Annotated in this window: 11 protein-coding genes; all 11 read left to right on the top strand. The window is 38.4% G+C overall.

The genetic code is table 11. The features are described from left to right. Positions 1 to 2: 2 nt before the first annotated feature. The 11 genes from IGL93_RS09535 to IGL93_RS09485 all read left to right on the top strand — a co-directional run bounded on the left by IGL93_RS09535 (position 3) and on the right by IGL93_RS09485 (position 12,453). Complete coding sequence (locus IGL93_RS09535; RefSeq protein WP_002356686.1) at positions 3 to 1,211, top strand: FtsW/RodA/SpoVE family cell cycle protein; 1,209 nt, start codon at positions 3 to 5, stop codon at positions 1,209 to 1,211. 32 nt (positions 1,212 to 1,243) lie between these two features. Beyond that, the gene (locus IGL93_RS09530) at positions 1,244 to 4,672 is read left to right on the top strand and encodes a pyruvate carboxylase (protein ID WP_010776010.1); all 3,429 of its coding nucleotides are present in this window, start codon (positions 1,244 to 1,246) and stop codon (positions 4,670 to 4,672) included. A gap of 16 nt (positions 4,673 to 4,688) precedes the next feature. Next, the gene (locus IGL93_RS09525; RefSeq protein WP_010713205.1) at positions 4,689 to 5,813 is read left to right on the top strand and encodes a CAP-associated domain-containing protein; all 1,125 of its coding nucleotides are present in this window, start codon (positions 4,689 to 4,691) and stop codon (positions 5,811 to 5,813) included. Continuing rightward, entirely contained in the window at positions 5,810 to 6,244 is a 435-nt protein-coding gene (locus IGL93_RS09520; RefSeq protein WP_002400862.1) for a YlbF family regulator, read from the top strand. Before IGL93_RS09525 ends, IGL93_RS09520 begins: the two co-directional genes overlap by 4 nt. Further along, entirely contained in the window at positions 6,234 to 6,584 is a 351-nt protein-coding gene (locus IGL93_RS09515) for a YlbG family protein (protein WP_002359714.1), read from the top strand. The genes IGL93_RS09520 and IGL93_RS09515 overlap by 11 nt, the downstream gene beginning before the upstream one ends. Positions 6,585 to 6,643: 59 nt before the next feature. Beyond that, entirely contained in the window at positions 6,644 to 7,237 is a 594-nt protein-coding gene (gene rsmD, locus IGL93_RS09510; protein ID WP_071646757.1) for a 16S rRNA (guanine(966)-N(2))-methyltransferase RsmD, read from the top strand. Position 7,238: 1 nt separating this feature from the next. Next, the gene (gene coaD / locus IGL93_RS09505; RefSeq protein ID WP_002356693.1) at positions 7,239 to 7,730 is read left to right on the top strand and encodes a pantetheine-phosphate adenylyltransferase; all 492 of its coding nucleotides are present in this window, start codon (positions 7,239 to 7,241) and stop codon (positions 7,728 to 7,730) included. Further along, entirely contained in the window at positions 7,717 to 8,787 is a 1,071-nt protein-coding gene (locus IGL93_RS09500) for a SepM family pheromone-processing serine protease (RefSeq protein ID WP_002399203.1), read from the top strand. The genes coaD and IGL93_RS09500 overlap by 14 nt, the downstream gene beginning before the upstream one ends. 63 nt (positions 8,788 to 8,850) lie before the next feature. Beyond that, positions 8,851 to 9,528: a helix-hairpin-helix domain-containing protein gene (locus IGL93_RS09495; protein WP_025192009.1), complete on the top strand. Its 678-nt coding sequence runs from the start codon at positions 8,851 to 8,853 to the stop codon at positions 9,526 to 9,528. 122 nt (positions 9,529 to 9,650) lie between these two features. After that, the gene (locus IGL93_RS09490; protein ID WP_002356697.1) at positions 9,651 to 10,154 is read left to right on the top strand and encodes a ComE operon protein 2; all 504 of its coding nucleotides are present in this window, start codon (positions 9,651 to 9,653) and stop codon (positions 10,152 to 10,154) included. 34 nt (positions 10,155 to 10,188) lie between these two features. Further along, positions 10,189 to 12,453: a DNA internalization-related competence protein ComEC/Rec2 gene (locus IGL93_RS09485; RefSeq protein WP_164978833.1), complete on the top strand. Its 2,265-nt coding sequence runs from the start codon at positions 10,189 to 10,191 to the stop codon at positions 12,451 to 12,453. Positions 12,454 to 12,504: the final 51 nt, after the last annotated feature.

The raw sequence follows: 12,504 nt of genomic DNA, 5'->3' as shown, positions 1-12,504 counted from the left end.
CTTTGCCAAACAAAGTAAAGAAACGGCATTTGCTAGACTATAGTATTTTTATTCCATATTTAATTTTAAGTATCGTGGGATTGATTATGGTATATAGTTCCACATCCGCATTACAAGTAATGAAAGGTTTTTCACCTACGTCATTCGTTATTAACCAGGTTGCCTTTTGGGTAGTAGGGTTAGTTGCAATGTTTTTTATTTATAAGATGAAAACATCCGTTTTCCAGAATCGAAGTTTTATCATGTTTGCCATTGCAGTAATTACGGTTATGGTTTTAGCCGTTCGGATTCCTGGTATCGGGAAAGAAATTAACGGCGCACGTGGTTGGATTGAGATTGGTGGATTTTCGATGCAACCAGCTGAGTATTTAAAAATCATGGTTGTCTGGTATTTGTCTTATATTTTAGCACGGCGACAAAAGACAATTAATGGAGGCATGGATCAATTTAAACAAGCTGCCGGGCGACCGTTGATGCTCGTTTTTGTATTAATTGCTCTAGTTGCAATCCAGCCTGACTTCGGGAATGCGGCCATTCTAACATTAATTACCATCGTGATGGTTTTAGCAAGTGGGATTAATTATATGTATACCTATTTGGTCGGTGGCTTGGGCATTTTAGGTAGTATCACGGCTATTCAGTTATTAATTATGTCTAAAGGAAAAATTTTCCCAGCGCGTTATCAATATATTTATAATCGTTTTGCTGTTTTTAAAAATCCATTTTTAGATGAACGGAACTTAGGCCATCAGTTAGCTAATTCTTATTATGCAATCAGTAATGGCGGCTGGTTTGGCAAAGGTCTAGGGAATAGTGTTCAGAAAAAAGGCTTTTTACCAGAAGCACATACGGACTTTATCTTTGCGATTACTTTAGAAGAGTTAGGCATTATCGGCGGTCTAGCGATTTTAGGATTGTTGATGTTTATGATTGCGCGAATTATTTTAGTCGGTGTACGCTCGAAGAAACCTTTTAATTCACTAATGTGTATTGGAATTGGTACAATGTTATTAATTCAAGTCTTTATTAATGTTGGTGGGATTACTGGGATTATTCCATTAACAGGAATTACTTTCCCGTTCTTGAGTCAAGGTGGGAATAGTTTGCTGATTATTTCGATTGCTGTGGCCTTTGTCCTGAATATCAGTGCAGATGAAACACGTCAGAAATTAGAAAATGAGTACTATTTATCTTTAGAACAGAACCAATAAATTTGAAGGAAATTGATGGTAGGAGTGACGTTATGAAAAAGGTATTAGTTGCCAATCGTGGCGAAATTGCGATTCGAATTTTTAGAGCTTGTACAGAATTAGATATCCAGACAGTAGCGATTTATGCTGCAGAAGATGAGTATTCTGTTCATCGTTTCAAAGCAGATGAAGCGTATTTAGTTGGTAAGGGGAAAAAACCAATTGAAGCCTATTTAGACATTGAAAATATTATCCAAATTGCCAAAAAATCGGGAGCAGATGCCATTCATCCTGGTTATGGCTTTTTATCAGAGAACTTACGCTTCGCCGAACGTTGTGAAGAAGAAGGAATCATTTTTGTTGGACCTAAAACACACCATTTAGATATTTTTGGCGATAAAATTAAAGCGAAAGAAGCAGCTGTAGCTGCGGGGATTGCTTCGATTCCAGGCTCAGATGGGCCAGTAGCAACGGTGGAAGAGGTCGTAGCTTTTGGTGAAACGTATGGCTTTCCTATCATGATTAAAGCTGCTTTAGGTGGCGGCGGTCGCGGGATGCGCGTTGCCCACGATGCCAAGGAAGCACGAGAAGGTTACGAAAGAGCAAAAAGCGAAGCGAAAGCAGCCTTTGGTTCTGACGAGGTTTATGTTGAAAAGTATATTTCTAATCCTAAACATATCGAAGTACAAATTTTAGGCGATCATCATGGGAACGTCTTGCATTTATTTGAACGTGATTGTTCCGTTCAACGGCGCCACCAAAAAGTGGTAGAAGTCGCACCATGTGTATCAATGAATGAAGAACAACGAGCAGCCATTTGTTCGGCTGCTGTGCAGTTAATGGCGCATGTCGGCTACGTGAATGCGGGAACGGTTGAGTTTTTAGTAGAAGGGGATCAGTTTTATTTTATTGAAGTGAATCCTCGTGTTCAGGTAGAACATACTATCACAGAAATGATTACAGATATTGATATTGTAATCTCTCAATTACAAATTGCGCAAGGGCTTGATTTGCATAAAGATATGCATTTGCCAAAACAAAACGAATTGACATTAAAAGGCGCGGCTATTCAATGTCGGATTACGACTGAAGATCCCTTGAACCAATTTATGCCAGATACAGGGAAAATTGATACGTATCGTTCACCAGGTGGGTTTGGTGTGCGTTTAGATGTAGGGAATGCTTATTCTGGCTACGCTGTGACGCCTTACTTTGATTCTTTATTGGTTAAAGTCTGTACGCATGGTTTCTCTTTTGAACAGGCAATCAGTAAAATGCAACGCTGCTTAAAAGAATTTCGGATTCGTGGCGTGAAAACAAATATTCCGTTTTTACAAAATGTTGTGAGCTATCCAGCGTTTCAATCTGGGGAAGCCAAAACAACCTTTATTGATAATACACCTGAATTATTTGAATTTCCTCGTATGCGCGATCGTGGCAATAAAACGATGAAATACATTGGAGAAGTAACGGTCAATGGGTTCCCTGGCATTGAACGAACGGAGAAAAAATATTTTGAAGCTCCGCGCGTGCCGACAGATGTTGAAGTTCCAGAAAAAGTGATCACAGCTAAAAATATTCTAGACGCTCAAGGAGCAACCGCCGTCATCGATTGGGTTAAGAATCAAGAAAGTGTGTTAATGACAGATACCACGTTCCGTGATGCGCACCAAAGTTTATTAGCTACTCGTGTGAGAACACAAGATTTTAAAGCAATTGCTGGTCTAACTGATGCAGCCCTGCCTGAGCTGTTTTCTAGTGAAATGTGGGGTGGCGCTACGTTCGATGTTGCCTATCGCTTTTTAACCGAAGACCCGTGGCAACGTTTAAGAAAAATTCGTCAGTTGATGCCAAATACACTTTTACAAATGCTGTTCAGAGGTTCTAATGCGGTAGGCTATCAAAATTATCCTGATAATGTTATTGAAGAATTCATTAAAGAATCTGCTCGCCAAGGAGTCGATGTTTTCCGAATTTTTGATAGCTTAAACTGGATTCCTCAAATGGAAAAAAGTATTCAAGTCGTTCGGGATACCGGAAAAATTGCGGAAGCAGCAATTTGTTATACTGGGGACATCAATGATCCAGCCCGAGCAAAATATAATGTTCAATATTACCTTGATATGGCTAAAGAATTGGAAAATTTAGGGGCACAAATCATTGCGATTAAAGATATGGCTGGCTTATTGAAACCACAAGCTGCTTATCGTTTAATTAGTGAATTAAAGGCAGCCACGGATTTACCAATCCATCTCCATACCCACGATACTAGTGGCAATGGGATCATCACTTATTCAGCAGCCACTAAAGCAGGCGTTGATATTGTTGACGTCGCAATGAGTGCGATGAGTGGCGCAACTAGCCAGCCAAGTATGAACAGTCTATATTATGCTTTAGTCAATGGTGAACGGACGCCAACTATTAACATTGATAATGCACAGAAAATCAATCATTATTGGGAAGATGTGCGCATGTATTATCAACCATTTGAAAATGGGTTAAATGCCCCGCAAACAGAAGTCTATATGCATGAAATGCCTGGTGGTCAATACTCTAATCTGCAGCAGCAAGCAAAAGCGGTAGGCTTAGGGCACCGTTGGGATGAAATCAAAAAAATGTATCACACAGTGAATTTGATGTTTGGTGATATTGTAAAAGTGACACCATCTTCAAAAGTCGTGGGAGACATGGCACTCTTCATGGTTCAAAATCATCTGACAGAACAAGATGTTTATGCGCGTGGCGAAGAACTAAGTTTTCCTGAATCCGTTGTGACTTTTTTCCAAGGTGATTTAGGTCAACCAGTTGGTGGGTTCCCGAAAGAGCTCCAACGAATTATTCTAAAAGGTCGACCAGCCTTCACAGAGCGGCCAGGTGACTTAGCAGCACCTGTTGATTTTGCAAAAGTACAAGAAGAATTAGCCGAAAAAATTGGGTATCAACCTAAATTGGAAGAAGTTTTAAGTTATTTAATGTATCCACAAGTATTTTTAGAGTATCGTCAAAAATACGAAACCTTTGGAGATATAACCTTATTAGATACGCCAACATTCTTTAATGGTATTCGTCAAGGAGAGACATTGGAAGTTCAAATTGAACGAGGAAAAACGTTAATTATTCGTTTAGATGAAATTGGCGAACCTGATATTGACGGAAACCGTGTCTTGTTCTTCAATTTGAATGGGCAACGTCGTGAGGTTTTAGTTAAAGATGCCTCTATTAAGTCAGCTGTTCAAGTAAAACAAAAGGCGGAACCAACTAATAAAGAACAAATCGGCGCAACGATGTCTGGTTCTGTTCTACAAGTATTGGTCAAACGTGGCGATAAAGTAGAAAAAGGTCAGCCGTTGCTGATTACAGAAGCCATGAAAATGGAAACGACTATCGAAGCACGTTTTGCGGGCACGGTAGATCACATTTATGTTGAAGAAGGCGAAGCAATCAGCTCAGGTGATTTGTTATTAGAAGTGAAAGAAAAATAAGATGAGAGGGGAAAAAATGAAGCGATTTTGGGCCTTTACTGCTGTTTTTTTAACAGTTCTACTCATCGGATATTTAGAGCCAGTTTTTTTCCCTGCTGAAAAACCAACCGAAACAGCTCAAAGTGGGCGCTTATCCAGCGCTCACACCGCTGTTCCTCATGAAGAATTGCCAGCTTCTGGCTACGCAGCATACATAGGGAAAGATGTGGAAACCTTTATCCGCCAGTTTGGCAATCCTAAAGAAAAAATTAAAACAGGTCGTACGTATGAATTATGGACGTTCGGTTTGACGATGAATGATTACTTAGAAGTCAACGTTCGAGAAAATAAAGTCATCGCAATTAAGGCCTTTAACAATGACAAAATGATAGAACCGTTTAAAATAGATATGAAGCTTGCAGACTTGTCTGATTTAATGACGATTTATTCGAATTTTGCATTTAATTTTCATCATGAAGCTTACGATGTCGAGCTGATGGAAGAAGATATGAACTATCGACCACTGGTTGCTTTTGATAATGGCAGTTTTGCAGTGTTATTTTTTAATCAGCGGACAGGTGGTTTAATGGCAGTTAATTATGTCAATAAAGAAACGTTGCTCACGGAAATGCCGTATCAATTAAATGAAGGTTCTCCTTTGCCAGTTGATATAACGCAGTCAATGACCTTCGATCCTGTTCAAAGTAACCAAGCGATTTATGTCATGAATCTGGTTAAACAGCAAGAAAGTCAAGCTGCTTTTTCAGTTTCTACACAAAGCCAAAAAGATGCCCAAACATTGTATCAAACGATGGCTAACCATACACCAACAATTTTGTCGGCAAATCGACAAGCAGAATTGTTACAAACGAGAGAGGAACATACAGCCATTCATCCCTTTCATTTGACTAAGGACGAATTTTCTTTATTAGTTAAAACGAGCAAACTTTCGTTGAGAGAACCAGCAGGTATTTTCCAAGAACCTGTTTATGATAGTACCTTTACTATTTTGTCATGGTTTTCGGACCCGCAATATGATAGCTATTTTGCTGAGTCAGAAACGACAGAATTGGGCGTTGCCTTTTCCAATGAAGGTGTGTTAGTCTTATTAGAGAAACGACCAGAAAATAGGCAAATCACGGAGAGTAGTGAAAAGTTATGATTGTGACAGAACATTTATTTGCAATTGAAGATCAAACAGAATGTTTAATTTCAGCACTTTTAGAAAGTGATGCTGTTCAAAACTATAAAGAAACAAAAAAAGCCATGTATGCTTCAACGGAAGTTGCTCAGTTACAAAAAGCATTTTTAGAAGCTAAGTCAGCTTTTGAACGAGTTGAGGCTTATGGAATTCATGCACCCGATTTTCGGGAGAAACAGCGAGCCCTACGTAAAGCGAAGCGGGCGCTTGATTTAAATGAAATCGTTGCAAATTATCGTTTTGCTGAGACAAACGTTCAAACGTTGCTAGATACAATTGGTTTAAAGATTGCGCAACTAATTTCTGAAGATATTAAAGTAGATGCTGGAAATCCTTTCTTTGAACGAGGAAAGAAACATTCAGGTTGTGGAGGAAGCTGCCATGCAAGCTAAAGAAGAAAAAGAATTTACGCTTCAAGAGCGTCGTTGCCTAATTGTTTGGGTATACACATTAAAACCGTTAAAACAGTTACGCCGATATGGACTGATTCACTATGTTTCACGAAAAATGAAATATGTGGTGATTTACATGAATGAAGAAAATATTGAAAGTAACATGGAAAAAATTAATCAGTTACATTTTGTTCGTAGTGTCGATAAATCGTATCGACCAGATGTCGAAATGAATTTTGCTGAAAAAATTGGTACCAAAGCGGCTTATCAAGAACAAGAAGACGATGGCTATGTAGTAGAGGAATTATCTACAGAGATTCGCTTAGCGGAGAATGTCTAATGCAAAAGAGTGAGAAATGTTATGAGAAATTTCAAACATTTTTCACTCTTTTTGTTATAATGAATTATAAAAGAATGATTGATAAAGGAGTCGAAACAATGCGTGTTATTTCTGGAGAATATGGTGGCCGGCGCTTGAAAGCGTTAGATGGCGACAATACTAGGCCCACAACAGATAAAGTAAAAGAATCTATTTTTAATATGATTGGTCCATATTTCGATGGTGGAATGGCGCTGGATTTATATTCAGGAAGTGGCGGGTTAGCGATTGAAGCCGTTTCTCGTGGAATGGATAAAAGTGTTTGTATTGAAAAGAATTTTGCTGCACTAAAAGTAATTAAAGAAAATATTGCGATTACAAAAGAACCAGAAAAATTTGAAGTTAGAAAAATGGATGCTAATCGTGCCTTAGAACAGTTTTATGAAGAGAAGCTACAATTTGATTTGGTCTTATTGGATCCGCCCTATGCCAAACAAGAAATTGTTTCACAATTAGAAAAGATGTTAGAACGGCAGTTATTAACAAACGAAGCCGTTATCGTTTGTGAAACAGATAAAACTGTCAAATTACCGGAAACGATTGGTACACTAGAAAAAACAAGAGAAACCGTTTACGGAATCACTCAAGTAACGATTTATCGTCAGGAGGCGTAAGATGCGTAAAATTGCTCTATTTCCCGGAAGTTTTGATCCGATGACAAATGGTCATTTAAATTTGATTGAACGCAGTGCGAAGTTATTTGACGAAGTCATCATTGGCGTTTTTATAAATACAAGTAAGCAAACATTATTTACGCCAGAAGAGAAAAAATATTTAATTGAAGAAGCAACTAAAGAAATGCCAAATGTGCGTGTTATTATGCAAGAAACCCAGTTAACTGTGGAAAGTGCAAAATCATTAGGGGCTAATTTTTTGATTCGTGGCATTAGAAACGTCAAAGACTACGAGTACGAGAAAGACATTGCTAAAATGAATCAACATCTGGCGCCAGAAATTGAAACGGTTTTTCTATTAGCAGAAGAACCATATGCACATGTAAGCTCCAGTTTACTAAAAGAAGTTTTACGTTTTGGAGGCGATGTGTCTGACTATCTTCCTCCCAATATTTATCATGCGTTAAAACAAAAGAAGAATGACTGGAGCTAAAATAATGAATAAAAAAACAGAAAAATTTTCGTTTAAATCACTCATTCCAATGGTATTGGCATTGCTGCTAATTGGTTTGTTTATCGTCCCAATTCCTTATTATATTGAAGGACCAGGAACGACAGAAAATTTAAAAGAGTTTGTAACTGTTGATGGGAAAAAAGATACGCAGTCTGGTGCTTTTTATTTAACAACGGTGGGCATTCGTTCGGCCACTATTTTTTCTGCCATAAAAGCAAACTTTTCGGATTTTCAAGAAGTCATGTCCAAAAAAGAATTAATGGGAGATAGTAGTAATAGCGAATATAATCGAATTCAACAATACTATATGGATTCCTCAAAAAACGCCGCAATTGAGCAAGCCTTAAAATTAGCGAAGGTTCCATATGAGATGAAATTTAAAGGCGTCTATGTGTTAGCGATGGAAGACAACTCAAGTTTTAAAGGAAAAATTGAAGTTGGCGATACCGTGACAGGCGTGGATGGCAAATCTTTTAAAAGCAGTGAAGAATTAATGAACTACATTAAAGCACAAAAAGTGAATCAAAAAGTCACTGTTCAATTTACTCAAGATGGCAAAGCAAAAGAAGCGACCGGCAAATTAATTGAATTGCCAACAGATAAAAAAGCGGGGATTGGTATTGGTTTGACCGATCATACAGAAATTGATTCTTCTATCCCAGTATCTATTGAAGCGGGTGATATTGGTGGGCCATCGGCTGGTTTAATGTTTACTTTGCAGACCTATGAACAATTAAGTCATAAAGATTTACGTAAAGGTCATGAAATTGCTGGAACAGGTACGATGAACAGTCAAGGAATCGTTGGTAGAATCGGAGGCATTGACAAAAAAGTTGTAACTGCCAGTGAGAACGGCGCAGAAATTTTCTTTGCACCCGATGATGAAATAACTTCAGAAATGAAAAAAGTTGAGCCAAAAATCAAATCGAATTATCAAGAAGCACAAGAAGCTGCGAAAAAAATTGGGACAAAAATGAAAATTGTCCCAGTAAAAACGGTTCAAGATGCCTTGAACTATCTAGAGAAATTAAAATAAAAGTACGCCTGGACCAAAAATTACTAGTGATTTTTGGTCCAGGCGCATTTTTTTTGTTAAAAAATGCGTAATTATATTTTGAAGGGAGGACAAACGATGGATTGGTTGAAACAGTTACCCAAAAAGTGGCTATTGCTAGGTAGTGGCGCGTCTATAGTTATTTTGATAACTCTATTAGTGGGTATTTATTTGATGGTTAATAAGGAGCCACGAGTAGACACCACAATGTGGGAGGAGACAAGTCTGACCACTACGGCAGAGGCCACCACAGAGGCCACAAAAGAAAGGGCAGAAACAATGATCTATGTTGATATTAAAGGCGCAGTGAAAGTACCAGGAATCTACCAACTAAAAAATCAGCAGCGGATTTGGGATGCTTTAGCTTTAGCTGGAGGCGTGAGCGAGGAAGCTGATACTGCCCAGGTCAATTACGCTCAAAAAGTAAAAGATCAAATGATTATTTACGTGCCCAAAAAAGGAGAACCAGTGGCACAGTCATTAGAAACGCTGCAGGAATCAGCATCTGCTCAGCAAAATCAGGAGGAAAAGATCAACCTTAATACGGCAACAGAAGCAGAGCTACAAACGATTTCAGGAATCGGTGCGAAAAAAGCACAAGAGATTATTCGTTTTCGTGACGAACAAGGACCGTTTAAAACCGTCGAGGAACTGAAAAATGTTCCCGGTATTGGAGAGAAAACAGTAGAACGTTTAAAAGACATGTTGACAGTGACTGGCTAACTTTTAACAGAAAATTCCTGAGAATTCTTGACTATGGGATGCGGATAACATACTATTTGTAATAAGATTAAATGATTTGGCAAATCGAACACAGGAGTCATTAAAAATAAAGGAGGTTTATTATGGAACGAATTCCATGGGACCAATATTTTATGGGACAAAGCGTCTTATTATCATTAAGAAGTACTTGCACACGGTTAACTGTCGGAGCAACCATTGTTCGCGACAAACGAATTATTGCAGGAGGTTATAATGGTTCAGTCAGTGGCGGAACGCATTGTATTGATGAAGGATGTTATGTTGTTGATAATCATTGCGTTCGAACAATCCACGCAGAAATGAATGCAATTTTACAATGTGCGAAGTTTGGCGTCCCTACAGAAGGGGCAGAAATTTATGTGACACATTTCCCTTGCCTGCAATGTACAAAGATGATTTTACAAGCAGGGATTAAAAAGATTTATTATTTAAAGGATTACCGTAATGATGCGTACGCCCTAAATTTAATTGAACAAGTAGGAGCCACGGTTGAAAAAGTGACTTTAGTACCAAAATATTTTGCCGAATTACAATGGGGAGAAGAATTTGCCACACTTGAGGACAATCCTTCCTCAGCTGAGGAATAATTGGTTCTTCATAGCTCTGCTGACTAGTTGTGGGCTGTGGTGTTTTTTCGCACCTAGCCTATTAGGAGCTCTTCTTTTTTCTATCACTGTTATCCGTATTGTCTGTACAAAAAGTTTTCCTGTTATATTGGGAGGTTTTTTGTGCAGTTTTTTAATAGTAGGGGGCATATTGATTTTCCAGTGGTTAAAGCCAGTCTCTTTGTTGCCTAAAGAAGTCCGCTTGTCAGGACAGCTAACGATATTGCCAGATGAAATACAAGTCGATGGTGATCAAGTAAAATTTCCTGCCAATTGGATCGTAAAAGGCAAAAGGCAGAAAGTGATGGTATTTTATCAATTAAAAAGTGTGAAAGAAAAACAGCAATGGCAACAACTAACCACAACCATTCAGGCAACCGCTGTAGGTATTTTAGACTCGCCCCAAGGTCAAACCAACAAAAATGGCTTCAATTATCAACTATTTTTAAAGAATCAAGGAATCGAAGCTATTTTATTCATTGAGGAGATAGGACAACCGCGTTCCTTTTTTTCTTGGCGGTTTAAAGAAATCATTAGCGGCTGGCGGAAGTGGGCGATGGTACATATTCAGAAAAATTTTGCTGAGACTAGTGCAATGTATATGAATGCGTTGCTCTTAGGTTTTCGTAATGAAGAATTTGCTGAAATAAGCGATAAATTTTCAGCATTAGGCATTTTGCATCTTTTTAGTTTGTCAGGGATGCATGTTTCTTTTTTCATTCGTCTATTTCGCTTGCTGATGCTAAGAATCGCTCGTCGAACGCAAGAAAGTTATTTTTTGTGGCAATGCGGTTTTTCTCTGATATATGCTGGTTTAACAGGATTCTCAGTCAGTGTCATGCGGGCGCTTTTACAAACAAACCTCAATACGTTCAATCGACGGTTTAATTGGCAGGTTCCGGCCCTCGATTGTTGGAGTTTAACTCTCTTAGTGCACTTGATTGTTCAGCCAACCCTCTTTTTTTCAGTCGGCGGTCAATTTAGTTATTTACTTTCCTTTGTTCTGCTGTTTTTAGAGCAAACATTGGTTGGTTATTCTTCGCCTTTCATTAAAAATTGTTTAGGCTCTTTCCTATTGGCTGTGGCTTCCTTACCTATTTTAGTCCAATCATTTTATGAATGGCCCTTGTTAGGAAGTTTCTTAACATTTCTCTTGTTACCAATTTTTGAACGGTTCTTGTTACCGCTTTTGACGTTGAGCTTTTTTCTAGTGATTATTATGCCAGCACGTTATTTAGCAGCCTTGCTCGAACCACTATTTTTAACAATGAATGGCTTATTTGAGTGGGTGCTAGTTCACTTAAATCCGAAGCTGACCATCGGCTATTTAAATTCTTGGATACAAATTAGTTTGTTATTACTAATCGGACTTTCAATGATTTATTTAGCAGACAAGTCTAAAAAAATTTTTTTCTCAATCGGACTACTAATTGTTTTGATAAATAGTAAATACCTTTCGCCAATTGGCATTGTTGCAATGATCGATGTAGGCCAAGGGGATAGTTTGTTTATCCAAGCGCCTTTTCACAGAAAAAATACACTGATCGATACAGGTGGTCGGTTGTCTTTTGACAAAGAAGCTTGGCGGCAACGGAAAAATAGTCGATCAGGAGCGGAATATTCAGTGATTCCTTTTCTCAAAAGTCAAGGAGTCAAACGTTTAGATGAAGTGATCATCACACACGCACATGAAGACCATTTTGGCGATTTATTAGCCATTGCGCAGAAGGTTCCAATTTCTGTTCTTTATTTCCCTAAAGGAGCAGCTGAAGCCAATTTTTCGTTTCGCCAAGTCTTGAAACAACTACAAAAAAGCGGAACAGACTGTCGGCCAATTTTAGCGCCCAAGCGAATTAATGGGCCCATTTCTTTTCAAATTTTATCACCAAATAAGAGCAGTATTGGGGGCAATAATGACTCGATAGTGTTTTCCACACAATTAGGTGGACGGCATTTTTTATTTACTGGTGACTTGGAAGCCGAAGGAGAAGAACAAGTGTTGGCTCGCTATCCCCAGTTGAAAATCGACATCTTGAAAGTCGGTCATCATGGCAGTAAAACGTCGTCTACTAAAAGATTTATCGAACAGCTTAATCCGCGAGAAGCATTGATTTCAGCTGGGCTGAATAATCGTTTTAAACATCCTCATCAGGAGACATTAGCGACGCTGGAGGAGCAAAAAATAAATTATTATCGGACTGATCTTCAAGGAATGATTTATTATCAATGGTTACCTTGGCAAGGGCTTTCTAAAGCCAAATTTGTTAAAGAACAAGACTAGTATTTCCAGAAGTAACATGATAGGATAAACAAGAGAAACGAGAAAAGGAGC

Source organism: Enterococcus sp. DIV1328a (assembly GCF_050536905.1).
GTDB classification, from domain to species: Bacteria; Bacillota; Bacilli; order Lactobacillales; family Enterococcaceae; genus Enterococcus; species Enterococcus faecalis.
Note: the sequence above shows the minus strand (reverse complement) of the source record. Positions and strands in the feature narration are given on the sequence as shown.